Raw genomic sequence first — 24,926 nt, forward strand, 5'->3', positions numbered from 1 at the left:
GCAAAATCACTAATTAGGGGAAGCATATCATAAATAATGCGGTTTTTTCTTGAAAAAGTTAATCAGACATTAGAGTCCTTTAATTTATTTGGAAATCAGAAGTGAGTAACAATGACAAGTGAAATAGTTAGTGTAGTAATTGGAGCTATACGGAGTTATATTATTAATAAAATTTCATATAATAAAAAAATTAAAGATTATCGAAAAGCTTTTATGTCGCCTTATAAAATAGAATTATTAAAATTACCTACTTATTTAGAAAAAGCAACTTATATAGTGGGTTATCGTGGAGAAATATCAATGGATAAGAATGGGAAGGGGAAATTCTGATTATTCAGATTTCAATAACTACATTTATCTTATTAATAAGATAAATGTAGTTATTCAACCTATTGATAGAGAATCGTGAGGCATAAATTGTTTCTATATAATTGATTCATTATAATAAGGTTTTAGAGCTTTATACGTTACTATAAGTTTTGTATTCCTTACTACTAATATCATTCAGAAAACTATCATTACAAAAAAATCGCCCGTTCCTGCAACTCACTGCTACGAATCGGGCGATTATTTTTTATACGTAATTTGATTATTCCATTAAGTAACTGTCTTCAGCGCGTTTGATCGTTTTCTTTTTCCATGGGTCGAGTATTGGTTTAACGATAAATCCTATTGTGAATATGACGACGCCAAATAATACGAGACATATGAGATTGTATATGAGTATTTCTGGTACAACGCCACCGACCGCTTCTCTCAATGCATCTACGGCATAAGTGAACGGCAAATATGGATGTATGGCTTGGAAGAATTTTGGTGTGACTTGAATCGGGAATGTTCCGCCTCCGCCTGCTATTTGTAGTACCATAATGACAATTGCTAATGCTTTACCTACGTTGCCGAATAGGGACACTAATGTATAGACGATGCTTATAAATACGATTGAAACGAGTACAGATAATAGTATAAATAATAATCTATTATCAATAGCTGCGCCTAAAATAAACATATCTCCTAGTGACACGATAATGGACTGTATGACACCTATTATAATGAATATAAAGCTCTTTCCAACGAATGTTTCTCTCAATGAATATTTCTGCTTAATTTCTGGATTTTTAATATCTGTTGTTAATAAGTTAGATAATAGTAAAGCACCTACCCAAATTGCTAAAGAGGTATAGAATGGTGTACTTGCTGTTCCATAGTTTGGCACACTAAATAACGATTCTTCTTTTAATTCTATTGGATGTGCGATAATATCAGCTTGTTTCTTCAAATCATTTTTCAATAATTTAATCAGCTCGTGAACTGTATCATCTTTATCTATTTCTCTAACTTTCTTCGCTGCTTTCTTAATATCTTCTTCAATACCTGGTAAATCATTTCGCGCATACTCTGCTAAGTCATGAATTTCTTTTTGAGCTTCTGGTAAGTTGTCGTCTATTAATTGAACAGCACGATCGTATTTATCAATCATTGTCGGTAAATCATTATTTGAGAACTGTGCGAGCTTTTTAACTTCTGATTGAACATTTGGTAGTTCATTTTCAACGTAATAAGCTCCTTTACCAACTTGTTCTTTAAATTTAGGGAAGTTTGTTTGTGCAACTTCATTAACGTTATTAAACTTTCTTTCAAGTTTAGGTAATTCATTATTAATGCTGACTAATAAATCATGACCATTTTGTAAGGAACTTTTCCCAGTTTGAATCACATTATCTATCATGTTCATAGAACTTCTAATCGTCGCGATATCATCGATACCTTTAGTTAACGCTTGATCGATTTGGTTAACGCCTTCCATTAAAGTCGTCTTAAAATCACTGCTCGTATATTTCAATAAATTGTCTAAAGATACGAGATTAGAATCTATTAATTTATCTAATGCTAGTACTTCTTCTTTGCCAGATTTACCGTTATTTAAAGCATTAATCAGATTGCTTTGGCCATTTATAACACTTTGTAAATCTTTGTTAGCTGATTCAAATTGTGAAATGGCTGATGAAGTATCAATACCTTCAGATTTCTGAAGTTCCTTTAAAATATCAATCATAGAATCATTAAAAGCCGCACCTTGTTGTAATCGTGATTGATTGTTTTTCACAGTGTCTGCAAGTTGTTTACTGTCTTGGCTCATTAAGATACTTTGATTAATGGCTTGCATGCTTTCTAAATCTTTTTTATTCATAGTTGCTTGTTCGTTACTGTAGTCTGCGAGCGCTGTTAAAGATTCACTCAGTGCAGATTTCATTTCGTTTAATTCTTGATCAGTTAATACATTTTTAGAAGCCTGGTTATTCTCTTCTTTATGAGTATCTTCTTCTTCATAAGCTTGTTGTGTTGTTACGATATCATTATCTTTCTCTTGATCTTCAGTAGATGCTTGTTCTTCTGTTTCTTCTTTAGAAATATCAGCTTGTTCTTTATCACTTTCTTGTTCCTCAGCATTTTGTTCCTTATGATTATCGTCTTTGTTTTCTTCTTCTGACGATTGGTGAGGTTCTTCTGTACTTTGGTCAGGTTTCGCGTCGTTATCTTTATTATCTTTCTTGTCTTTATTATCTTTCTTGTCTTTATCTTTATTATCTTTCTTGTCTTTATCTTGTTCTGATTTCAATTTTTCGTTCGCTTTTTCAGTTTTTTCCTGAGCTTTTTTAGCATCTGCTTCATACTGATCTAATTTACGATTTAATTCAGGTAAATATTGCTCTGCTTTATTGATAGCTGCTAATGCTTTTTCGGTTGCTTCAATACCTTGAGGCACACCTTTATTGATTTTAGGAAATTGTTGTTGTACTTTATTCGCTTTTGCTAACGCACTTTCGATTTCAGGCATTTTAGCATTCAGTTTCGTAATTAATTGAGCTGCTTGGTTAATATCACCCATTTTACTATTTACTTCATTAATCTTCTTAACGCCTTCATTAATGTCGCCTTTGTAATTTCCTAGCGCTTCGAATTCATCTTTATACTTCGTGATATCATCTTGATGTTCATCAATTTCTATTACTTTCTCTTTGAACTCTTCTATTTTAGGAAGATTATCTTCAGCAGTATATACTGCATTTTTAATTTTGCTTAAAGTAGGTAATTCATTTTCAAGATCTAAACCGACTTGGTTTGCTTCTTTTAATAATGCTTGCGTTGCATTCTCGCCAAACTCTTTATTTAAAGAATCTACAATGGATGATGCACCAGCGTTTGTCATTTTAGGTGCAATCGCATTTAATTTCTCGTTTACTTTGTAATCAATGACGGCTTTCTTTGGTTTCTTATGATAGATACTCGTGACTTCATCAGAAAAAGTCTTATGTAAATATATAGAGGCATAATAATCACCTTTTTCAACACCATCGTCAGCCTTCTTACGATTCACAAATTCCCATCCAAACTTATCGTTCTTCTTCAACTGTTCAACTAATTGGTCACCTACGTTAATATTTTTACCTTCAACCTTAGCACCCTTATCTTCATTCACGACCGCAATTTTAATACCTTGCGTATTGTTGTAAGGATCCCACGTAGAACTTAAATTAAACCACGCATAGAATGATGGTAAAATAGAAAGACCTAATAATAATATAATCACAAACGGCACACGTCTGATATTTTTAATATCTTCAATAAAAATTTCAAATGGTTTCTTCAAAATCATAACTCCTTATCCATTAGTACATGACATGTACTATAAATATCGATACCGCTATCATACCCCATGTTCAAAATCAATTCAATCCCAATTTGTTATATCAGTATATTTATAAAGGCTAATATATAACTAAAATAGCATGTTATAGATATATCAGGGTTCTGTTGCAAAGTAAAAAAATATAGCTAACCACTAATTTATCATGTCAGTGTTCGCTTAACTTGCTAGCATGATGCTAATTTCGTGGCATGGCGAAAATCCGTAGATCTGAAGAGACCTGCGGTTCTTTTTATATAGAGTGTAAATACATTCAATACCTTTTAAAGTATTCTTTGCTGTATTGATACTTTGATACCTTGTCTTTCTTACTTTAATATGACGGTGATCTTGCTCAATGAGGTTATTCAGATATTTCGATGTACAATGACAGTCAGGTTTAAGTTTAAAAGCTTTAATTACTTTAGCCATTGCTACCTTCGTTGAAGGTGCCTGATCTGTAATTACCTTTTGAGGTTTACCAAATTGTTTAATGAGACGTTTGATAAACGCATATGCTGAATGATTATCTCGTTGCTTACGCAACCAAATATCTAATGTATGTCCCTCTGCATCAATGGCACGATATAAATAACTCCATTTTCCTTTTATTTTGATGTACGTCTCATCAATACGCCATTTGTAATAAGCTTTTTTATGCTTTTTCTTCCAAATTTGATATAAAATTGGGGCATATTCTTGAACCCAACGGTAGACCGTTGAATGATGAACGTTTACACCACGTTCCCTTAATATTTCAGATATATCACGATAACTCAATGCATATCTTAGATAGTAGCCAACGGCTACAGTGATAACATCCTTGTTAAATTGTTTATATCTGAAATAGTTCATACAGAAGACTCCTTTTTGTTAAAATTATACTATAAATTCAACTTTGCAACAGAACCTTCCACTTTATATAGCTCACGCCAAAACTAATAATCAAAAAACTGCCATCCACTGTCTCTGGACAGATACGATGGCAGCGATAATATGACTTTATTTAGGAAGCTTGGAAGCAAGGACGTCAATATTTTCAATCACTGGTGGCTCTGCGAAAAGTTCAGGAGATTTCTCCGTCAATGCCGCAGCCACTTGACCAGAAAGGTGTGCTTGACGACCTGTGTCGTCCGGGAATGCGTCAAAGATGCCGAATGTCGTAGGTCCAAGTCGGATCGCAAACCATGCGATCGTTTCTGACTCCTCCTGAACCACAGGTAGGGCCCCACGTAGGAAGCTTTCAACTTCCGCTTCTTTTCCAGGTTTTGCTTCAAGTCGAACCAATAGCGCTACATTAACCATTTTTCTACCTCCTCCTCAAATTAGAAACTTCATCCATTAATATATCACATAACATTTTTTATCGGAAGTACATATGCTTGTACATTCACAGATGGTATAATAATGGAGTCGCCTATCTCTCAGGCGTCAAGTTGACGTAGGGAGGAGGTGTTATTCATGTTGGAAATCCTTGTTCACATCACGACCACAGTCATCAGTGGTTGTATTATTGCGTTATTTACGCATTGGCTGCATAATCGCAAAGACAAATAGGCGACAATAGCCACACCTACAAAAATCCCCTCACTACCACAAATAGTGAGGGGATTGGTGTATCCATGTTGGATTCCTTGTTAAGTGCATTATAACACCATAGTGGGTAGGGATGCAATAAAATTTAAAAACTTCAATTGATATTTCAAACGAAGAAAACCTCCCTTGAAGTTTTGATGGAGGTTTTTGATTTAATAAAGGTATCTATTTCGTTGTTGTAACTTATACTTTTAAAATAGTTCTACCTAAATGTTGTCCTTTTAAAAGCTGATCTATCGTTTTATAAAATTCTTCAAATCCAATTTCATTGTATAAAAGTGAATCTCCTATATTCCATTCATTCGCTAACTTACTCCATATATCTTCACGAATATTATGATCAACATATACAGAATCAATACCAATTAATTTAATACCTCTAAGAATAAACGGTAATATATTAGCGTTAAGTGAGTTTCCAGCTACATTTCCACATACAGTAGCAACACCTTGATAATTTAGACGTTTTAAACCGTATAATGTTACATTACTCCCCACTGTATCTAGGAAATAATCAAAAATACCTTTTTTAAGTGGTTTATTATCATCTTCAATTATTATTACTTGTTTTGCACCTAATTTTTTTGCGATTTCTATTTGCTTTTCTTTTCTTACGATAGCAGTGATATTTTCATATCCAATTTTACGTAAAATTTGTATAGCAACGCTTCCCACACCACCTGTAGCACCAGATACTAAAATTTCAGGTTGTGATTTGATATCCATTCCATATTTTTCTAGTTCGAAAATGGATAGTGCTGCCGTAAAACCAGCTGTACCATATAACATAGATTCTTTAATAGACATTTCTTGGGGTAGTGGAACGATCCACTCTCCCGGAACTTGTGCATATTCTGAAAATCCGCCTGTATGTGTCATGCCGACATCATAACCAGTAACTAATACATTATCGCCTTCTTTAAACTTATCATTCGCACTTGATTCAACAATACCAGCAAAATCTATACCAGGAATCATAGGATAATCTCTAATTACACCGCCTTTATATTGTAAACCCAGCATATCCTTATAATTTATTGAAGAATACTCTACTTTTACTAATACATCGCCCTTCGATAAATGAGATTCATCAACTGTTTCTACTTTATAACTTACACTTGATTCACTTTTTCTCACTACTAGCGCATTGAACATTTATTAGCCTTCTCCCATTATTATTTTGTAACAAAATATTTTTGTAACAGAAATATTTCTTGTTAGAATCTACCATGATATAATAAGTTAGTCAACATTAGTAATTTAAGTGAGGTTTTAATTATGGAATTAGATAATTGTATAAATTATTTGCTAAGTACTTCACAGAATAAAGTGTTTAAACATTTTAAAAGTTTATTAAGTTCTTACAATATTACTCCAGCAGAATATGGTGTTTTGAATTGCTTGATTAATAGTAATTTGAATACACCTAAAACGATTGGTAATACTTTAAATTTAGAACCTTCAACAATATCTGGAATATTAGATAAGATGTCCAAAAAGGATCTAATAATACGTCAAACTGATAATGAAAATAGAAGAACTGTGTTAATAAGTAGTACAAATAAAGCAAAAGACTTATGGCCGACATTAGAAAAAATAGCTTATCAACTCAATAATGATTACTTTGCTAATTTAACTAGTGAAGAAATTATATTATTTAAAAAGGTATTACTAAAGATAAATGGAAGTGGCTTTTGATTTTTAAGTTATTATCGTATATTAAAAAACCCCTTATTAAAATCAAAATAAGGGGGCTTATCTTAATAAATGAATTTTCGATGCAAATGAGAGCTTCTCACAGAGTCTGAAAACTCTAATAATTATATATTATTTCAATCATTATTATGTATATTTCTAAAGTCATAGTTATACATTTTTTGAATATAATAACAATATCTTAATAAATATAAAAAGAGTCTATATACTGAGTATAACTTGTATATAGACTCTTTTATTAATTTCATATGCTAATTTTTGAAATCACTAAATTAAGCTGTAAAATTTTCGACTCTGATTAAATATATATGAAACAAAATTAATGCTTTTCTGTATAAAGTTTCAAATGCTTAGATGTTAGTGTTTGGTTCTCTTTAACAAAGTTTATAGGCAAGCCACTAAATTGTACTTTACCTCCATCTAAACCAGGACCTGGACCTACATCTATAATCCAATCTGCTTCACACATTATCGATAAATTGTGTTCAATTAAAATCACCGTGTTATTTTGTCTGATAAGGTCATTAAAGCACTTTATCAACGTAGGAATGTCAGCTTCATGTAGACCCGTCGTAGGTTCATCAAATATAAAAATACTATCGGTAACGTCTTCATTTAAATATTGACCTAATTTAACGCGTTGAATTTCACCGCCTGATAATGTAGATAAAGGTTGTCCAAGCGTTATGTAATTTAATCCAGTTTTACTTATAGCTTGTAACTTAGACTGAATCTCCATTTCTTTATCAAAAAATCTTATCCCTTCATCAACAGTAAATTCAAGAAGATTAGCAATAGAATAGCCATCTATTTTTGCATTTAACACCTCTGATCTATAACGTTTACCATGACATACTTCGCATGTTTGTGAAAATTCGCCCATAAACGCAAGTTCTGTTTCAATATAACCTTTACCACCACAATTAGGACAAGCCCCTTTCGAATTATAACTAAACATTGATTTGTTTAATCCGGTTGCTTTACTGAAAAAATTTCTGACTCTATCAAACACACCTAGATAAGTTAGTAAATTAGATCGATTGGAACCTTGTACTGCTTTTTGATCCATAAATATTGTATTATCATTCTCTGTAAAACCTGCTTTAACAAGTGAACTTTTTCCGGAACCTGCTACTCCTGTTAAAACTGTTAAAACATGCTTGGGTATATCAACTGTTACATTATTCAAATTGTTTTGTATCACCGGCCCAAGATGATAAAAACTTTTTGCTTCACGCACCTCTTTTTTTAAGTGATGTTTGATACGTAGTGCTTCACCAGTAGATGTATTTGAAGACAATAATTCTTTGTATGTTCCTTCAAATGTTATCTCTCCACCTTGCGCTCCTGAACTTGGACCCATATCAATAATATAATCTGCTTCTTTAATTACATCAGGATCATGTTCTACAATTATTACCGTATTACCTTTATCTTTTAAAGATTTCAAAATTTCATTTATTTTTGCAATATCCTCCGGGTGTAAACCAACACTGGGTTCATCAATGATATAAACCAAATCAGATAGTGAACTGTTTAAATGTCTTATTAACTTCAGACGTTGTGCTTCTCCACCTGATAAAGAAGTGGTTACACGATTAAGAGTTAAATAGCTTAACCCTATATAATCCAGTGCTTCTAATTGTTTTCGAAGTGGTTCGATAATAAATTGAGCTGTTGGATTGTTTAACTTATTAAGAAATGCTAAATTTTCTTTTACAGTCATTTGCGTAAAATCTGAAATATTCTTTTCTATAATTTTACAACTTAAAATTTTCGAATTTAACCGTTGGCCATTACAAGTTGGACAAATCTTAGTTTCTACAACGTTTTTAAGATGCTTAGCGTAACGTTTTTTGTTAAATTCTTTATCTCCCAAAAATATTCTTCTAAACCTAGGTATAAGCCCCACATATTTGGCTGATTTTCGCCATTCTTCCGGGGGGGTTTTTAATTTTATTGGTTCCTGATACAAAAACAAATCCAATTCTTCTTTTGTATATGCTTTTAATTTTTTATCATTATCAAATAGCCCACTATCACGATAAGCTTTCCCTCTTTCTTTATCAGGTCCAAAAGAAGGGAAATTAATAGCACCTTCATTTAAAGATTTGTTCCAATCTAAGAGCTCATTTAAATTAATGTCTTCAATATAACCTAACCCTTCGCATGTTTCACACATACCATTAGGACTGTTAAATGAAAAGGCATCTGAATAACCGACAAAAGGTTCACCTATTCTTGACCATAACAATCTAACAGAGGCATATATATCAGACACTGTACCTACAGTAGAGCGAGAATTACCATTGAATCTTTTTTGACTAATCGTCATTGCTACAGGAAGATTTTTAATTTCTTTTACTTTTGGTTTAGGTTGCTGATTTAAATGAAATTGAATATAGCTAGAATAACTTTCATTTAAAAGTTGCTCAGATTCAGCAGCTATCGTTCTGAAAACCAGTGATGACTTACCTGAACCAGAACGTCCTGTAAATACTGTTACTAAATGTTTAGGTATAGTTATGTCTACATTTTTTAAATTATTTTGTGAAGCTCCTATAATGACAATATCATTCATAATTTCAATTCCTCTCCATTGTAATTTTATCAATTGATAGTATAGAAGAAGCTATAAGATTGGTTGAACTTCGAAATAGGTTTAAACATAAATTGAAAATGATTAAGCATTTTCATCAATTATATCACGACATTTTTTAGCAGCAGTTTTTTGGATCATCAGCATTTGCGATCCCACCATCAACAATAATTAAATCTGGTTGTTCAGCTACCACTGCTTTAATTGTATCTGGTTTAGTTCCGCCTGCTACAGCAATTTTTGAATTTGAAATAATTGATTTAACAGTACGTAAACTTTCTAAAGGTGATACACCTTTAGCTTGTAAATCATAACCTGTATGTATTGCGATATAATCAGCTGCCATTTTATCTAATTCAGCTGCTCTTTGTTCTAAATTTTGAACTGCAATCATATCAACTAATAATTCTTTACCATACTCGTGCGCTTCTGCGATAACACTTTTAAAAAAAATTTAAACATCAAAAGATTTAGCCTTATCTATAGTTGGTGAAGCTGGAAAATCGCTATTGTTTATCATCTTTTACAAAACAATCGTTTTAAGATTAAGTGAATTACAAAATAAACTACCTAATATCAACCAGCGCATGCTAATAATACAACTTAGAGAACTAGAGCAAGACAAAATTCTTAAAAGGCCAGTCTATCCAGTAGTATCGATATTCAATACAAATTAATTTTTATAACTAATCGGAAATATCTCAAGCTGCTTTCTTAAATTAAAAATACTCCACATTTATTTGTGGAGTACTAAAATAAATTATCTTTTGTAGGTTTTATTCTAGATTAGCATGATTTTGTTGCATTGTTTCTTCATTAACGTTTAACTCAGCCATTAAATCTAAAACAATACTATCTAAAAACACTTGTGATGTTTGTTCAAATAGGCTACCTAGAGGCTGTGCTGAACCTTCAGCATCATATTTCGTCCCTGCCGGTAATTCAATAACTGCATTTGCAAGTTTACCAATCTCTGATGTCGCATTTGTTGACAATAACACAACTTCTGCACCTACAGATTTAGCTTTATCTGCTAATAATCTTAAATGCTCTGTCGAACCTGAGCCAGAAAGGATAACAAACAAATCTTTTTCGGTAATGGAAGGTGTAGTTGACTCACCAACTACATGTGCAACTTTTCCAAGCTGATTCAATCTCATCGCAAAACTATTTACTACAAAACCCGAACGTCCTTTTCCAGATACAAAAACTTGCTCTGCTTTAATAATTTGCTTTAAAAACTTTTCGGCTTCACTGTCTTTCACATGTGATAATGTGTTGTCTATTTCATCTAGTATTAAACGATAATTTGTGATTTCTGTCATCATTACTTTCCTTCAATCGCGTTTCTACATTGTTTTGCAGCTTCTACAGGGTCATCAGCATTGGCAATTCCACCACCAACAATAATTAAATCTGGATTTTCATCAGCAACAGATTGAATTGTTTCTGGTGTAATACCACCTGCTACTGCTACTTTTGAATTTTTGATAACTGATTTAACTGTACGTAAGCTTTCTAATGGTGATACACCTTCAGCTTGTAAATCGTAACCAGTATGCACAGCGATATAATCTGCACCTAATGCATCTAACTCTTTCGCACGTTTTTCTAAATCTTGAACTGCGATCATATCAACTAATAATTCTTTACCATGTTTATGTGCTTCTTCAACTGCACCTTTAATAGAAGCATCTTCTGCTACACCCAAAATTGTTACAATATCTGCACCAAATTTAACAGCTTGGCTTACTTCATAACCAGCAGCATCCATGATTTTTAAATCAGCTAATACTTGTGTGTCATTAACTGACTTACTCATATATTCAACGGCAGCTAGTCCTTCATTTATAACTATTGGTGTTCCAATTTCTACGATATCAATAAATTCTTCTACTTCCTGAGCTAGTTTTGCTGCCTCTTTTTGGTCTAATAGATCGATTGCTAATTGTAATTTCATTAAAATACTCTCCTATCTAATTTTTATAATCTCATTATGGTATTCTTTACACTAAATAATATTACTGACATTTTTGTTGCTTTATAAAACAAAGGATTACTTTGTTAATTGAATATAATAATAAAGAATTTTATACAGCAAAAGATTTAGCTTTTTCTGTAATTGGTGGAGATGAAAATTATTATTATCTACCATCTCCAAAATACCTTTTGGGTAATCATTATACTTTACCTTTAACATTATTCAATTTCATAGCTCCTAAGTTATTATCATTATATACTTCACTATTTTACCCTTATCTAAACATCATTAATATTTTTGTTTTAAAATATTTCATTTTCATTCTAGTATAATGATAAAAAAACTCTGTCTTTAAAATCTAAAAGATTTTTTGAAACTTTTAAAAAAAGTAAAGGTATTACGTTGAGTACACTTTATAGGTGCTGGATAAGTTCTTTTCATGATTTGAGTGGCATTGCATTGCGGATCAAAATCGACTAATAAACCCTTTTGTCATATCTTTCAGAAGCAATATATAATAATAAAGTTGATACAGTAGTTTTACCTACTCCTCCTTTGAAATTACCATTAGTTATAACTGACATATATTAAACTCCTTAGAGTATAATATATTCATTATCTAAGCATATTAGAATCAATAATATACATTATTTTCAATCTATTCAGAAACAAACGAAATCTAATAAACTATATATAAATAAAACTACTACTAAACAAAAACATATGACGCAAAATACAAGACTTTAGTTTACACAAATATATTAAACAGGATCAGCAGAAAAATTTTATATTTTAAATGTTAACAACACCTAATGTGTCTAAAGAAGATTTAGAAAATGAAATTAAGCATTATAATCAATCATTTAGAAGATTGAGTAAACGAACAAAATTTAAAAAAGCTGTTAAAGGTTATGTTAGAAAGTTAGAAATTACATACAATAAAAATCGTGACGATTACCATCCTCATTTTCATGTATTGATTGCGATTAATAAATCATATCTTACAGATAAAGATTATTATATTAGCCAATCAGAATGGTTAAATTTATGACGAGATGTGACCAGCATGCCAGAAATCACGCAAGTTTTTGCTCAAAAGGTCAGAACGAATAATGATAAAGAATTGTATGAAATAGCCAAGTATTCAGGGAAAGATAGTGATTACTTGAGTAGTCAAAAAGTATTAGATGCTTATTATCGTGCGTTAAAAGGGAAACAAGTTTTAGTATATTCTGGTTTGTTTAAAGAAGCACGAAAGCTATTAAAAAATGGTGATTTAGATTACTTAAAAGAAATTGATCCGACAGCATATATTTATCAAATCTTTTATATTTGGGCTAAAAAAGAATATTTAGCGATTGAACTTTTTGAATTAACAGAACAAGAGAAAAAGGCGATTAATCATCAAATGATTCACGAAATTGAAGAAGAAAAATAAAAACATTAAGATATGAAATGTTAGCTAAAGGCTAGCGTTTTTTTATGTATACAAGCATATTGCATACATACTTACTGTATATAGTATGTAAGTAGACAAGTATATTAGTTTACTCGCTAATTTTTTGTAAGAGCATAAGGAAAATATGTCATCAATTAAAATTGATGGGTCTGGCAAAGCCTTACATTTCAAAGGATTTATCGATTTTATTCGTGGGGTCATAAATATTGATTTGTCACATTTTTGATGATTTTCGCCTCTGCTGGAACTTAGAAAAATGTATGCAAAATGATTTTGCATATAGATGGGTAATATTAAATATAATAATTATAATGTACAACAATATAGGTATAAAAAGTATACTATTATTGTTGTGACTTCTGATATTATCGATATACTTTTTATACCAACAATTGTCGAATTTCTTCAAACTAAGATAAAAACAAGAAAATATATATTTAAGCTGCAAAAAAGGTTGTATGCCTATTGTGAGTTAATTGCATTTTAAATATATGCTTATGTGCTTCTTATTTGTCTTTTAAATGTATTTCTTGGGTTATATAATACTTTGATAAAGTTTTAAATTTAAAGCTCTAAAAAAGGGCTTAAAATGCAAAATAAAACGTGTATAAAAATGTATAGTTTGAAAAAATAACGCAGATTTGAGAATTTAAAATTGAAATTAGGAAATCTTGGAGAAGTTATATTTATTAGAAAGAATCTAAATATCTAAAAATATAAAGTAAGAAATGAATAAAAAAAGAAGTCGCTAACCCTCCGACCAAAGATTGTTATAGCGACATCATTTAAATTAATAAACTGTTTTATGAATTTTGTATATTTAGATAATAAGTGAGTTTATGTAAAATTTCAAGAGAATGGATTTAAAGTAATAAATAAAAAATATTGACCATCTTTGACCTTTATGTTATATATAGTGAAAATAGTTATATCCTTTGTAGGGAGGGGTTGATATGAATTTAGATGAAAATTCAAAAAAACTAATTCCTTTTAAGAATATGTCTAATTTTGATGGTGTATTTGAGTTTTGTCCTTTTATCGAATTTGAATTTAATAGTAATTGGGAAGAATATTTAAATTATTTGGAGTATGTCAAAAGTATTAATCAAAAAATAGGTTAATTATTATAAGGAGTGATTATCATGGCTTATGATTTAAAACCATTTGGAAAAGATTATTTTGATATGACTGCTAGTGAATTGTTTAGAGACTTTGGAAGACAAATTTTTAGTAATTTACCTGACCAAAAAACTATAAAAACTGATATTAATGAAAAAGAAGATAGATATGAATTAAAAGCTGAGCTTCCAGGCTTTTCAAAAGATCAAATAGATATTTCTTATGAAAATGGCATGTTAATAATTTCTGGAGAAAATAATCAGGTGAATGAAGAAAAAGATAATGAAGGTAAAGTAATTCAAAAAGAAAGATCATATAGCAATGTGAAGAGAATGTATTCACTTAATAATATAGACGAAGATAATATTGAAGCTAAATTTGAAGATGGTATTTTATCTGTAGATTTACCAAAAACTGAAAATAATCAAAGAAAAGTAATAGATATCAAGTGATAGTTAAAAAAAGAGATGTGAATCTAATTTCACATCTCTTTTTTAATTTTGTATTATGTTTTACTAAACGTTATGACAAAAGTTAGATCACGCATTTATGCCGAAATATTAAATACTTATCGTTTGAAATTCACTATGGTTTATGAATTAAAAGTCTCAAATGTCATTTCATACAAATCTTTATCATCTAAATTAACAAACTCCTCAATATTTACTCTATATGTGATACTATTTTGCCTTTTAGAGATTTGGCTAAAATATTTTATATTTATATACATGTTAGTTGTATAGCCATTATTCTTAATTGTATCTTCAAACTCTTCAAAGGCTTTTTTATTAATAGGCATTAAATAAAATTTATTACTAGGCAAAATATTTATATGTTTTTCTTGTAAAACTTCATTTTCATCTTCATCTAAATAAACTTTTATATCAATATTTTTAGCAGTCCCACCACCTAAATTTTGTAGTTTAAAAGCAGTATTTACATAGTCAGTATCAGATTCAGTTAAATTCTTTAATTTCAAACGTTGAGTTTGTTCAATAATAATCTGATCGAAAGCCAAGAATGGTATAAAAGAAATCTTGATTTGTCTTATTTGTATCATTACTGAAACGAAATATAAAATCGCCATAATAAATGTTCCAATTGAACCAATTGCTTGTAAAATATTTAACATTAAATTCCTCCTTATAATAAATTAGTTCTACTCTATCTATATAATACAAGCTATAGTTAATAATATAAAATAAATGATGTATAATTGAGTTGTCATTTTAGTAATTCAGGTTTAAAAATAAAGTTATAAATCAGAAAATCATCAATAATTATTATGATGAAAATTATCTAACTAGTTTTTCTGTAGTACGTATAAAGAATTTACACAATTGTATGGTTAAAACTAGAAATGGAAAATTAAAAGAGTTAACCAACGAAATATAAGGAGCCCTTTATGAATAAATATACAAACATTTTTTTGGTAGCATTAAAACTTGGTTTATTATCATTCGGTGGACCTACTGCCCATTTAGGTTATTTTTATGATGAGTATGTGAAGAAAAGAAAGTGGCTTGATGAAAAAGAGTACTCTGATTTGGTAGCACTATGCCAGTTTTTACCTGGTCCTGCAAGTAGCCAAGTAGGCATTGGTATTGGAACTATGAGAGGAGGAATCATAGGAGGTATTATCTCATTTATAGGATTTACTCTTCCTTCTGTAATTATGCTAATGATATTTTCAATGCTATTTACAAATAGTGATGCGAATTTCACTTGGATACAAGGCTTAAAACTAGTAGCTGTTGCCATTGTAGCTCAAGCCATTATTGGTATGGGGAAAAAATTAACAAATACTAAAACCACTATTACATTGGCATTATTTGTACTTATATTAGCATTAGTAATAAATAATCTTTATATACAAGTTATTGCACTATTAATAACTGGTTTATATGGTCTTATCTTTCTAAGAAAAGATACAACATCTAGAAATAAAATAAAAAACAAAACGTTTATCTTACCTAAAAAATTAGGTTTAGTTTCTTTATCATTATTCTTTTTACTCTTAACTATATTACCTATAGCTAGTTCTATAACCAATAATCTATGGTTAAAAATGTTTGATAGTTTTTATAGATCGGGTTCTTTAGTTTTTGGGGGAGGACATGTTGTCTTACCTTTATTGAAAAATGAGTTTGTACCATCAGGTTTAATATCACCCGATAACTTCCTAACAGGTTATGCTGTTGCTCAAGCTGTACCCGGTCCATTATTTACGTTTGCTTCATATATTGGTATGTCTATAGAAGGAATTTCAGGGGGGATTTTGGCTACTATTGCTATTTTTCTACCTGCGTTTCTTTTGCTATTTGGAATTTTGCCATTCTGGGATAATATTAAGTCTAATATATATGCTGAAGGCTTTTTAAAAGGTATAAGTTCCAGCGTAGTCGGCATTCTTATTGCTGCTTTTTATAATCCTATTTGGACGTCAACGATTAAATCAGAATTAGATTTCGCTTTAGTTAGCCTATTGTTCGTATTATTAATGTATTTTAAATTTCCTTCTTGGTCTATTGTTTTAATAGGTATTATTTTAGGTATTCTATTTTATTAATCTAATTTAAATAAAATAATTTAGAAGTACAGTATTAAAAGGTTAGTTTATTTGAAACCCACTTTAAAAGAGCATACTATTAAATTAGATTAACTAAGGAGGTTTTATTAATGAGAGCAGCAGTTTGGTATGGTAAGAAAGATGTACGAGTTGAAGAGCGAAAATCTAAAGATTTAAAAGACAATGAAGTCAAAGTTAAAGTGACTTGGGCTGGAATTTGTGGTACAGATTTACATGAATACTTAGAAGGTCCTATATTTATTTCAACAGATAAGCCAGACCCATTTCTTGGTCAAAAAGCTCCTGTTACATTAGGACACGAATTTGCAGGCATAGTAGATGATATTGGTTCTAAAGTTACGAAATTTAATAAAGGCGATCGTGTTGTCATTAACCCTACAGTTTCAAATCGTGAAAAAGAAGAAAATATTGATCTTTATGATGGTTATTCATTTATAGGCTTAGGTTCTGATGGGGGATTTGCAGAATTCACAAATGTCCCAGAAGAGAATGTTTATGAATTACCTGATAATGTTTCAGATAAAGAAGGGGCTCTCGTAGAACCAACAGCTGTTGCAGTTCAAGCAATTAAAGAAGGGGAAGTTCTATTTGGCGATACTGTTGCTATTTTTGGTGCAGGACCAATTGGTTTATTAACAATAATAGCAGCCAAAGCAGCTGGTGCTAGCAAAATATTTGTTTTCGATTTATCAGAAGAACGACTTAATAAAGCTAAAGCAGTAGGCGCCACTCATACTATAAATTCTGGTGAATCAGATCCAAGTGATATTATTAGTAAATACACTGATAACGGCGTTGATGTATCATTTGAGATAGCTGGTGTAGCCCAAACACTTAAATCAGCAATAGATGTTACTAAAGCAAGAGGTATTGTTGTTATAGTTTCTATATTCGGCCATCCTATTGAATGGAACCCAATGCAATTAACGAATACAGGTGTAAAACTTACTTCAACAATTGCTTATACACCAACTACATTTCAACAAACGATAGATTTGATTAATGAAGGTAATTTAAAAGTAAAAGATGTCATCACTGATGAAATTGAGTTAAGTGATATTGTAGAATCAGGGTTTGAACAACTTGTAAATGATAAATCACAATCCAAAATTCTTGTTAAATTATAATATAGGTTATAACAACTAATGAGTTTACTACCCCACTTTTATCAATATATATAATAGATCAACTGACTACTACGTGTTTAGCAATCTCTCAATCCTGAAATAAGGCTGTTAGGAGCTTTATATGTTTTAATGATTATGGAGTGGGTATATATTATTATTGATAACTTTAGGAGGAATTTATTTATGGCAAAAAAAATTGCTGTTGTACTAGATAATTATTTTGAAGACGTTGAATATACAAGTCCAGTTGAGGCTTTAAAAAACGAAGGACATGACATTACTGTAATAGGAAAAGAAACAGGTACAGTAAAAGGTAAGTCTGAAGATACTGAAGTAACAGTAGATAGAGCGATTAACGATATAAAACCTGAAGATTTTGACGCATTACTTATCCCAGGGGGATTCTCACCAGATATGTTACGTGGAGATGAAGAAGGTCGTTTTGGAGAATTTACAAAACATTTCGTTCAAAATGAAAAGCCTGTATTTGCGATTTGTCATGGACCACAGCTATTAATCGATACAGACTTATTAAAAGGTAAAAAATTAACAAGTTTCTTATCAGTTCGTAAAGATTTAGAAAACGCTGGTGCAACAGTAGTAGATGAATCAGTTGTAGTTTCTGATAATATCGTCACTTCACGTACGCCTGATGATTTAGAAGACTTTAACCGTGAATCTGTAAATTTATTAAAATAATCATTTTTAAAGAGGAAACTAATAGTCTCCTCTCAAACTATGGACAAACTGAACTTAATTTTATAAGTTCAGTTTGTTTTTTTATTTGAATTAGTAATTTCACTAAATTAAAGCCTAGACTAGGTTATTTATAACTCTTTCACGAGCAACATTGCCAACTTTTTAAGATTCATGCCAGCACAAATTAGCGTGATGTCCATGGAAACTTTTGTAACACCTCATTATCTAGCCCTTCTCATACCATGCTGTTCTTTTACATCACGAAATCGTATTACCAAACATATCCCCGAATTTCCCAAGTATAGCTTCTGTTTTCTATACATTCATTTAATAGTGGACATGCTTTGCATATACTAGGATTAGTTTTGTATAATCTATGAACTGTCGCCATAGTTCTCTTAAAAGTAAGTAATTGATTATTTGGACATATATGACTATTGTAATATTCATCATAAATAAATTCTTAGATTTAAATATGTATGTTTTTTCTTTTGTTCTTGAATACGTCATTATAGGAACAATGATTCTATGTCAAATAACCATTGAAAAAGAAAACTTTAATAATGATTACTTGTTTTTTTTTCAAACCATGCTTTTGCAAGCAGTTTAACTGCTGCTTTTATTTCTTCTATGGATAGTATGGCAAAACCAAGAAGAACAGTTTGACCATCATTTTCCCCGTATTCAGAAATAGAATTTACTTTTACACCAAATTTTGCTGCTTGATTAATAGCCTCTTTTTCTGTCATACCATTATTTAAACGCAAGGTTAAATGCAAACCAGCGTCTTCGCCTATAACTTCAACACTTTTTGGGAAATATTTTGAAATAGCTGTAATTAATACATCTCTTTTTTTTCGATAAACTACTTTCATTTTTTGAATATGTTTTTCCCAATGTCCTCTATTTAAAAATTCTTTTAAGATATTTTGATCTATGCGAGAGACTGTTTGAGCATAAAAGAAAAAGTCTTCTTGGTAGATCTTGATTAGAGAAATTGGTAAAACCATATAACTAACACGCAGAGAAGGTAATAGTAATTTGGAGAACGTCCCCATGTAAATCACATTTTCTCCAGTATCTAACCCTTGAAGCGCGGGTACTGGTTTACCACTATATCGAAATTCACTATCATAATCATCTTCAATAATATAACGGTCTTTTTGCTCTTTCGACCATTTCAATATTTGTAGACGTTTTGAAATTGGCATAATCATACCACTAGGAAACTGATGGGATGGCGTAACAATAGCTACATTTGCATCAGATTTACTTAAATGGGAAACAAGCATACCTTCTGAATCGATTGGGATAAATTCTACTTGATTTGCTTCTTTTTCAAACAATATCATTTTCCTATGATAGCCAGGATCTTCAACAGCAAATTTGCTCTTTGGTAATAACAGAAACAGTATCTTCATTAAAGTTTGTGTTCCAGACCCGATAACAATTTGACTTGGATAACATTTTACTCCTCTTGCTTCGTAAATATAATCCGCAATGGCTTTTCGTAAATATAGCTCTCCTTGAGGATGGCCTAACTGTAATATTTGTTTGTTATCACTTTGAAGTGTTTCATTTACCAACTTTCTATAAAGGTTAAAAGGAAAAGATTCTGGATCAACACCAGTGTATGCAAAATCATAGGTATAACCATGGTTTTTATTTAATTTTTCTTCCACATACTGGGGATTTTGATAATTTATTTTAAAACCCTCTTCTTCAATATCGCAAACATAATATCCTTTTCTAGGAAGTGATTTTAAGTATCCTTCAGCAACTAACTGCCCATAGGCAGATTCAACAGTATTTTGACTAACGCAAAGATGCTGAGAAAGTTTTCGTTTTGAAGGCAATTTCATTTCAGGTAATAATCTTTTTTTCTTTATCTCTTGTTTAATATACGAATATAACTGGATATATATCGGATCTTTGCCTTCAACGTCAAAATTCGGTGTTAACTGTAACATTAACCCTGGCCCCCTCTACTAATAAAATACTGGCACTTATAAAAGAGTCAGATATTCACTATAATAACTCAAGAGTACGATTTTTACATCATAGAAATAAAAAATTAACAACAATGGAGGGTTAAAATGAATCAACAAAATCAACATATGGGATTTATTATGATTATTAGCGGAGCAACTCTTTGGGGACTATCGGGGCCCATGATACAGTGGCTTTTCCAACATTCCAGTATTTCATCCATAGACTTTCTTGTTTTTCGCTTAATATTAGCTGGAATTTTTCTTCTCTTGTATCTTTCTTTTTCAAAAAAACAAATCTTTGAAATTTGGAAGCATCCAGGTCACAGGATTCAACTCATATTATTTGGTGCTATTGGTATGCTAGGTGCTCAATACTTTTTTATTGAGACAATTAATGTAAGCAATGCTGTCACGGCTATGTTGTTTCAGTTTTTTGCTCCAATACTTATTACAATTTATGTATCCATACAAATCAAGCAGCTACCAACTGCCAGACAATTTATTTCTATAGTTATAGCTTTAATTGGTCTCTATTTTTTAATCACAAATGGTTCTTATCAAAATATTCTTCTAACAAAACAAGGTATTATCTTTGGAATTTTTACAATGTTAGGTTTTACATTTTATACTATACAACCGGTTTCTTTAATCAAAAAATGGGGAGTCATTCTTGTGGTTGGATGGGGGATGTTAATCGCAGGTGTATTTTCCCTTTTATTAAATTTAAGATTCAGTATTCAAAATTTTATTGAAGACTTAACAATCACAACAACCGTTATGTTATTAGGTGTGATTGTAAGTGGAACTCTTTCATTTCTTCTCTATATCGGAAGTTTAAAGTATTTATCTCCATCTGAAACAAGTATTTTATCCAGTATAGAACCTCTTGTTGCCATAATCATTTCAATTACTTGGTTGAATGAATCTTTTGGATACTATCAACTAGTAGGCGGGCTATTTATTATTATAGCTGTCGTAGTTTTAACTACGCCAAAAAAAATTAAGTATGAAAATTAAACAAATTTTTCAAAACTTTTAAGCTATAAAGTAGTCTAAAAAAGACACTTCTTTAAAAAAGTGTCTTAGAGTGTCGACAGTATGAGAGGAGACTAATAATCTACTCTTTAATTTTATATGAAATAATCCTCATTAACACAAATGAAGATATTCTTATAAAAAAATGAGCATGTATTCTCATACTAAGATGATTGATTCTATAAAAGATTTATGTTTATAAGTCGAGGAAAGAGGTATATTTTAGCATGCTTGTAAATAATATTTAGAATGGAGTGTTATTTTATGAAAGCAGTCACTTATCAAGGACATAAGAAGATGAAGATGGAAAAAGTTGAAGATGCTAAGATTATTGAATCAACTGATGCAATTATAAAGATAACAGCATCTGGGATTTGTGGTTCAGATTTACATTTATATCATCAAGGTGATTTATTCATGGAACCTGGTTTTGTCATTGGACATGAACCGATGGGTATTGTTGAAGAGACAGGAAAAGATGTAAAAAAACTAAAGAAAGGAGATCGTGTGGTAATACCTTTTAATATTGGGTGTGGAGAATGTTTCTACTGCAATAACGACATGGAATCTCAGTGTGACAATTCTAATGAAACACCAGCGAACTGGAAATTAGATAATGGTGGACTATTCGGTTTTGGTAATCTTCATGGTAATCACTGGGGAGGACAGGCAGAATACTTAAGAGTGCCTCATGCTGACTTTTCTTCATTTAAGGTTCCTGATAACAATCTAAAAGATGAGCAAGTTTTATTCTTATCAGACGTTGTACCTACTGCTTACTGGAGTGTAGAACACTCAGGCGTTAAACCCGGAGATACAGTTATTGTATTAGGTTGTGGTCCTATCGGTTTAATGGCGCAGAAGTTTGCGAAACTAAAAGGTGCAGAGAGAGTGATTGCGATTGACAATGTACAGCATCGTCTCAATCACGCTAAAAAGTACAATGGTGCTGAAGTGTATAACTTTGATGAAGAACAAGAAATAGGTAAAGTTCTTAAAGAAAAAACGCGAGGTGGCGCAGATGTTGTTATTGATTGTGTAGGAATGGATGGACAGCAATCGAGTCCAGAACAGGAGCTATCTAAGCATTCTCAACAACGTGGAACAATAAGTCCTATACTTACTGCTACTGAATCAGTAAGAAAGTTTGGGACAATACAGCTTACCGGTATATATGGATCACCTGCTGATAATTTCCCTATAGATTTAATATTTAACCGTGATATTACAGTAACAAGTGGACAGGCTCCTGTTATTCATCTAATGCCTAAACTTTACGAGATGATTAAAGATGAAGTATTTGATCCTACAGAAATTATTACACATACTTTCCCACTTGAAGAGGCAGACGAAGCTTACAAAGTATTTGATCAGAAGAAGGATAACAACATCAAGGTTGTATTTAAACCAGAATAGACTATAAAAACTTTTGTTCTCGACTATTAAATTATTGGATATTGTTAGAGGAGATAGTTTATCTCATTAAAAAAAGGGGCTTTGTCAAATTAAGTGTGTAAGTTATTCAAGATACTTAATAACTCTATCCTTAATTTGATCATGTAAAAGAAGCTGGTTCATAACCATAGACCAGTTTGGAATGTAACCAGTGGACCATTTCTTTTGAAGTTCTTTCGTTCGAATAAAGAGTAATTTTAAGAGTGCATTCTCATTTGGGAATGCACCTTTTTTTGTAACCTTTCGGTAACTAGGATGAATACTTTCTACCGCGTTAGTTGTATACATGATTTTACGAATATTACTACCATAATCAAACAGCTGTTCAACGTGAGTGAAGTTACGTTTCCAAACATCAACCGTACCAGGATATTGAGACCATTGTTGTTTAAATGCTTCAAAAGCAGTATGACAAGCTTTAAGTGATGTTGCCCCATAAACCTTTCTTAATAAAGAAGTAAAAGCTTTATAGTCTTTACTTGGTTCGTATTTAATAGAATTTCTAACTAAATGTACAATACATCTTTGAACAATTGTTTTAGGAAAAATAGCCTTAACTCCGGATTCTAAGCCAGAAACACCATCTATAGATAAAAAGAAGATGTCTTCGACACCACGAGCCTTTATTTCATCAAATATTTGCATCCACTTATGCTTGCTTTCTGTTTCATTAAGCCATAAACCAAGTATTTGTTTCTTTCCATCAATCGTGTACCCTAGAATAGTGTATATTGCATATTCTTTAATTTCATAATCAGTTCTAATTTTAGTATATAAACAATCCACAAATACAAATGTATAGCACTTTTCCAACGGTCTAGCTTGCCATTCTTCCATTTCAGGAATAACAGCATCAGTAATATCAGAGATCATTTCATGAGATACAGAGAAACCATAGATATCTTCTATTGTTGAAGAAATATCACGTTGTGACATGCCCTTGGCATACATAGAAATTACTTTATCTTCGATTTCAGAAACATCACGCTGACGTTTCTTTATTAACTGTGGTTCAAATGAGGCATCTCTATCTCTTGGGACATTGATTTCAATGTTACCTTTAGTGGTATTAAGTGTTTTATTCCCATATCCATTGCGTCTATTTTCGGTAGTTTTGTCAGATTTAGGATCTCGTTTTTTTCTAGCCATAACAAACCTCCAAGTTTTATTAAGTGTATTTTAACACTATGCATAGTATTTAGCTTGGTATCCGTAAAAAGTCGTTGGTTTGAGTTTTAACCAACACTTTTTACGAATATAGTAAGCGATAGCGCGCTAGATTATATAAAAAATAAACTGTGAAGTAGAGTCGTACGTTCTCTACTTACACAGTTTATTTTACACTCCCTGTTTTTTTGCGATTTCCTCACCTGTAAGTTTTTGTTCGGCTGTCATTTTTGGAGTTATATGGCACAAATTTTGTTTTTTAAATGGCAAAACACCCCTTATTTAGTTAATAAGAGGTGTTTATTATTATCTCAATTTAAACTTTTCTATAGCTAATTTAATCTCGTCTCTAACACGTTGAAATTCTGACCATTCTTTACCTGCTGGATCCTCAAAACCCCAATGCTCTTTTTTAACGTTTGGTGGTAAAATAGGACAATTATCGTCTGCATCACTACATAACGTTACGACCAAATCTGATTGTTTTAAAATATTATTATCAATCAAGTCTGACGTATGGTTTGATATATCAATATCTACTTCTTTCATAGCTTCTATTGCTTTAGGATTAACACCATGCGTTTCAATACCAGCAGAATAGACATTCCAATCTTCACCCAATATTTCCTTTCCCCAACCTTCAGCCATTTGGCTACGACAAGAGTTTCCTGTACATATAAAATAAATTGTTTTCTTATCCATAA

The 24,926-nt window shown here is 31.2% G+C and carries 21 protein-coding genes and 4 pseudogenes; 12 read left to right on the forward strand and 13 right to left on the reverse strand.

What is annotated here, in order from left to right; genetic code table 11:
- Positions 1 to 111 precede the first annotated feature (111 nt).
- Positions 112 to 330 carry a hypothetical protein gene (locus PYW35_RS00450; protein WP_103322555.1) on the forward strand — a complete coding sequence of 73 codons (219 nt, stop codon included), beginning with the start codon at positions 112 to 114 and terminating at the stop codon, positions 328 to 330.
- 259 nt (positions 331 to 589) lie between these two features.
- Here the strand turns inward: PYW35_RS00450 and PYW35_RS00455 are convergent, their stop codons facing one another.
- From PYW35_RS00455 to PYW35_RS00465, 3 genes are all read right to left on the reverse strand, one after another.
- Entirely contained in the window at positions 590 to 3,652 is a 3,063-nt protein-coding gene (locus PYW35_RS00455; RefSeq protein WP_103322554.1) for a YhgE/Pip domain-containing protein, read from the reverse strand.
- Between the two features lie 216 nt (positions 3,653 to 3,868).
- Positions 3,869 to 4,543 (reverse strand): IS6-like element IS257 family transposase, encoded by a 675-nt coding sequence (locus tag PYW35_RS00460; RefSeq protein WP_001105988.1) that lies wholly within the window; start codon positions 4,541 to 4,543, stop codon positions 3,869 to 3,871.
- Between the two features lie 147 nt (positions 4,544 to 4,690).
- Positions 4,691 to 4,993, reverse strand: coding sequence for a putative quinol monooxygenase (locus PYW35_RS00465; RefSeq protein WP_103322553.1), 303 nt, complete (start codon positions 4,991 to 4,993; stop codon positions 4,691 to 4,693).
- Positions 4,994 to 5,149: 156 nt separating this feature from the next.
- On the opposite strand from PYW35_RS00465, the gene PYW35_RS00470 reads away from it, so the two are divergent.
- The gene (locus PYW35_RS00470; RefSeq protein WP_142381054.1) at positions 5,150 to 5,245 is read left to right on the forward strand and encodes a type I toxin-antitoxin system Fst family toxin; all 96 of its coding nucleotides are present in this window, start codon (positions 5,150 to 5,152) and stop codon (positions 5,243 to 5,245) included.
- Between the two features lie 222 nt (positions 5,246 to 5,467).
- Here the strand turns inward: PYW35_RS00470 and PYW35_RS00475 are convergent, their stop codons facing one another.
- A complete protein-coding gene (locus PYW35_RS00475) occupies positions 5,468 to 6,439 on the reverse strand; it encodes an oxidoreductase (RefSeq protein WP_103322552.1) in 972 nt (323 codons plus the stop codon).
- Positions 6,440 to 6,562: 123 nt separating this feature from the next.
- On the opposite strand from PYW35_RS00475, the gene PYW35_RS00480 reads away from it, so the two are divergent.
- Positions 6,563 to 6,982 carry a MarR family winged helix-turn-helix transcriptional regulator gene (locus tag PYW35_RS00480; RefSeq protein ID WP_103322551.1) on the forward strand — a complete coding sequence of 140 codons (420 nt, stop codon included), beginning with the start codon at positions 6,563 to 6,565 and terminating at the stop codon, positions 6,980 to 6,982.
- Between the two features lie 337 nt (positions 6,983 to 7,319).
- Here the strand turns inward: PYW35_RS00480 and PYW35_RS00485 are convergent, their stop codons facing one another.
- Together PYW35_RS00485 and PYW35_RS00490 are read right to left on the reverse strand one after the other, a co-directional pair.
- Entirely contained in the window at positions 7,320 to 9,581 is a 2,262-nt protein-coding gene (locus tag PYW35_RS00485) for an ATP-binding cassette domain-containing protein (protein ID WP_169925681.1), read from the reverse strand.
- Between the two features lie 102 nt (positions 9,582 to 9,683).
- Positions 9,684 to 10,044: pseudogene (locus tag PYW35_RS00490) on the reverse strand (orotidine 5'-phosphate decarboxylase / HUMPS family protein); the annotation flags it as partial.
- Positions 10,045 to 10,108: 64 nt separating this feature from the next.
- On the opposite strand from PYW35_RS00490, the gene PYW35_RS00495 reads away from it, so the two are divergent.
- Positions 10,109 to 10,276 (forward strand): winged helix-turn-helix transcriptional regulator, encoded by a 168-nt coding sequence (locus PYW35_RS00495; RefSeq protein ID WP_275068756.1) that lies wholly within the window; start codon positions 10,109 to 10,111, stop codon positions 10,274 to 10,276.
- 99 nt (positions 10,277 to 10,375) lie between these two features.
- Here the strand turns inward: PYW35_RS00495 and hxlB are convergent, their stop codons facing one another.
- The 3 genes and pseudogenes from hxlB to PYW35_RS00510 all read right to left on the reverse strand — a co-directional run.
- Complete coding sequence (gene hxlB / locus PYW35_RS00500; RefSeq protein ID WP_103322556.1) at positions 10,376 to 10,924, reverse strand: 6-phospho-3-hexuloisomerase; 549 nt, start codon at positions 10,922 to 10,924, stop codon at positions 10,376 to 10,378.
- Between the two features lie 2 nt (positions 10,925 to 10,926).
- On the reverse strand, positions 10,927 to 11,559 hold the full coding sequence (hxlA, locus tag PYW35_RS00505) for a 3-hexulose-6-phosphate synthase (protein WP_103322550.1): 633 nt from the start codon (positions 11,557 to 11,559) through the stop codon (positions 10,927 to 10,929).
- 444 nt (positions 11,560 to 12,003) lie between these two features.
- Positions 12,004 to 12,164, reverse strand: a pseudogene (locus tag PYW35_RS00510) (ParA family protein); the annotation flags it as partial.
- Between the two features lie 170 nt (positions 12,165 to 12,334).
- Here PYW35_RS00510 and PYW35_RS00515 point away from each other — a divergent pair.
- From PYW35_RS00515 to PYW35_RS00525, 3 genes and pseudogenes are all read left to right on the forward strand, one after another.
- Positions 12,335 to 13,018 (forward strand): annotated as a pseudogene (locus PYW35_RS00515) (protein rep); the annotation flags it as partial.
- Positions 13,019 to 13,992: 974 nt separating this feature from the next.
- The gene (locus tag PYW35_RS00520) at positions 13,993 to 14,160 is read left to right on the forward strand and encodes a hypothetical protein (RefSeq protein WP_169925718.1); all 168 of its coding nucleotides are present in this window, start codon (positions 13,993 to 13,995) and stop codon (positions 14,158 to 14,160) included.
- Positions 14,161 to 14,181: 21 nt separating this feature from the next.
- The gene (locus tag PYW35_RS00525) at positions 14,182 to 14,610 is read left to right on the forward strand and encodes an Hsp20/alpha crystallin family protein (RefSeq protein WP_103323596.1); all 429 of its coding nucleotides are present in this window, start codon (positions 14,182 to 14,184) and stop codon (positions 14,608 to 14,610) included.
- A 140-nt stretch (positions 14,611 to 14,750) separates the two neighbouring features.
- Here PYW35_RS00525 and PYW35_RS00530 read toward each other — a convergent pair whose 3' ends face one another.
- Positions 14,751 to 15,290, reverse strand: coding sequence for a hypothetical protein (locus tag PYW35_RS00530; RefSeq protein WP_016910997.1), 540 nt, complete (start codon positions 15,288 to 15,290; stop codon positions 14,751 to 14,753).
- A 273-nt stretch (positions 15,291 to 15,563) separates the two neighbouring features.
- On the opposite strand from PYW35_RS00530, the gene chrA reads away from it, so the two are divergent.
- The 3 genes from chrA (at position 15,564) to PYW35_RS00545 (ending at position 18,574) form a co-directional block, all read left to right on the forward strand.
- Positions 15,564 to 16,727 carry a chromate efflux transporter gene (gene chrA / locus PYW35_RS00535; RefSeq protein WP_204107872.1) on the forward strand — a complete coding sequence of 388 codons (1,164 nt, stop codon included), beginning with the start codon at positions 15,564 to 15,566 and terminating at the stop codon, positions 16,725 to 16,727.
- A gap of 110 nt (positions 16,728 to 16,837) precedes the next feature.
- On the forward strand, positions 16,838 to 17,875 hold the full coding sequence (locus PYW35_RS00540) for a 2,3-butanediol dehydrogenase (protein WP_103322571.1): 1,038 nt from the start codon (positions 16,838 to 16,840) through the stop codon (positions 17,873 to 17,875).
- Between the two features lie 183 nt (positions 17,876 to 18,058).
- Positions 18,059 to 18,574 (forward strand): type 1 glutamine amidotransferase domain-containing protein, encoded by a 516-nt coding sequence (locus PYW35_RS00545; RefSeq protein ID WP_103322570.1) that lies wholly within the window; start codon positions 18,059 to 18,061, stop codon positions 18,572 to 18,574.
- 557 nt (positions 18,575 to 19,131) lie between these two features.
- Here PYW35_RS00545 and pdxR read toward each other — a convergent pair.
- Positions 19,132 to 20,544 carry a MocR-like pyridoxine biosynthesis transcription factor PdxR gene (pdxR, locus tag PYW35_RS00550; protein WP_103322569.1) on the reverse strand — a complete coding sequence of 471 codons (1,413 nt, stop codon included), beginning with the start codon at positions 20,542 to 20,544 and terminating at the stop codon, positions 19,132 to 19,134.
- A 126-nt stretch (positions 20,545 to 20,670) separates the two neighbouring features.
- Between pdxR and PYW35_RS00555 the strand changes: the two genes are divergently transcribed.
- Entirely contained in the window at positions 20,671 to 21,582 is a 912-nt protein-coding gene (locus PYW35_RS00555; protein ID WP_103322568.1) for a DMT family transporter, read from the forward strand.
- Between the two features lie 282 nt (positions 21,583 to 21,864).
- A complete protein-coding gene (locus PYW35_RS00560) occupies positions 21,865 to 23,016 on the forward strand; it encodes a zinc-dependent alcohol dehydrogenase (RefSeq protein ID WP_103322567.1) in 1,152 nt (383 codons plus the stop codon).
- Positions 23,017 to 23,118: 102 nt separating this feature from the next.
- Here PYW35_RS00560 and PYW35_RS00565 read toward each other — a convergent pair.
- Both PYW35_RS00565 and arsC read right to left on the reverse strand, forming a co-directional pair.
- Positions 23,119 to 24,180, reverse strand: a pseudogene (locus PYW35_RS00565) (IS256 family transposase); the annotation flags it as partial.
- Positions 24,181 to 24,528: 348 nt separating this feature from the next.
- Positions 24,529 to 24,924 carry an arsenate reductase (thioredoxin) gene (arsC, locus tag PYW35_RS00570; RefSeq protein WP_103322565.1) on the reverse strand — a complete coding sequence of 132 codons (396 nt, stop codon included), beginning with the start codon at positions 24,922 to 24,924 and terminating at the stop codon, positions 24,529 to 24,531.
- Between the last annotated feature and the right edge of the window lie 2 nt (positions 24,925 to 24,926).

The organism is Mammaliicoccus vitulinus (assembly GCF_029024305.1).
GTDB lineage: Bacteria > Bacillota > Bacilli > Staphylococcales > Staphylococcaceae > Mammaliicoccus > Mammaliicoccus vitulinus.

What these genes read in the sequence shown, in the direction of transcription:
- PYW35_RS00475 (WP_103322552.1), bottom strand. Translation starts at nt 6,439, where the DNA reads ATGTTCAATGCGCTAGTAGTGAGAAAAAGTGAATCAAGTGTAAGTTAT.
- PYW35_RS00530 (WP_016910997.1), bottom strand. Translation starts at nt 15,290, where the DNA reads ATGTTAAATATTTTACAAGCAATTGGTTCAATTGGAACATTTATTATG.
- hxlB (WP_103322556.1), bottom strand. Translation starts at nt 10,924, where the DNA reads ATGACAGAAATCACAAATTATCGTTTAATACTAGATGAAATAGACAAC.
- PYW35_RS00555 (WP_103322568.1), top strand. Translation starts at nt 20,671, where the DNA reads ATGAATCAACAAAATCAACATATGGGATTTATTATGATTATTAGCGGA.
- PYW35_RS00545 (WP_103322570.1), top strand. Translation starts at nt 18,059, where the DNA reads ATGGCAAAAAAAATTGCTGTTGTACTAGATAATTATTTTGAAGACGTT.
- PYW35_RS00470 (WP_142381054.1), top strand. Translation starts at nt 5,150, where the DNA reads ATGTTGGAAATCCTTGTTCACATCACGACCACAGTCATCAGTGGTTGT.
- PYW35_RS00560 (WP_103322567.1), top strand. Translation starts at nt 21,865, where the DNA reads ATGAAAGCAGTCACTTATCAAGGACATAAGAAGATGAAGATGGAAAAA.
- PYW35_RS00485 (WP_169925681.1), bottom strand. Translation starts at nt 9,581, where the DNA reads ATGAATGATATTGTCATTATAGGAGCTTCACAAAATAATTTAAAAAAT.
- arsC (WP_103322565.1), bottom strand. Translation starts at nt 24,924, where the DNA reads ATGGATAAGAAAACAATTTATTTTATATGTACAGGAAACTCTTGTCGT.
- PYW35_RS00525 (WP_103323596.1), top strand. Translation starts at nt 14,182, where the DNA reads ATGGCTTATGATTTAAAACCATTTGGAAAAGATTATTTTGATATGACT.
- PYW35_RS00460 (WP_001105988.1), bottom strand. Translation starts at nt 4,543, where the DNA reads ATGAACTATTTCAGATATAAACAATTTAACAAGGATGTTATCACTGTA.
- PYW35_RS00540 (WP_103322571.1), top strand. Translation starts at nt 16,838, where the DNA reads ATGAGAGCAGCAGTTTGGTATGGTAAGAAAGATGTACGAGTTGAAGAG.
- pdxR (WP_103322569.1), bottom strand. Translation starts at nt 20,544, where the DNA reads ATGTTACAGTTAACACCGAATTTTGACGTTGAAGGCAAAGATCCGATA.
- PYW35_RS00520 (WP_169925718.1), top strand. Translation starts at nt 13,993, where the DNA reads ATGAATTTAGATGAAAATTCAAAAAAACTAATTCCTTTTAAGAATATG.
- PYW35_RS00480 (WP_103322551.1), top strand. Translation starts at nt 6,563, where the DNA reads ATGGAATTAGATAATTGTATAAATTATTTGCTAAGTACTTCACAGAAT.
- PYW35_RS00450 (WP_103322555.1), top strand. Translation starts at nt 112, where the DNA reads ATGACAAGTGAAATAGTTAGTGTAGTAATTGGAGCTATACGGAGTTAT.
- hxlA (WP_103322550.1), bottom strand. Translation starts at nt 11,559, where the DNA reads ATGAAATTACAATTAGCAATCGATCTATTAGACCAAAAAGAGGCAGCA.
- PYW35_RS00465 (WP_103322553.1), bottom strand. Translation starts at nt 4,993, where the DNA reads ATGGTTAATGTAGCGCTATTGGTTCGACTTGAAGCAAAACCTGGAAAA.
- chrA (WP_204107872.1), top strand. Translation starts at nt 15,564, where the DNA reads ATGAATAAATATACAAACATTTTTTTGGTAGCATTAAAACTTGGTTTA.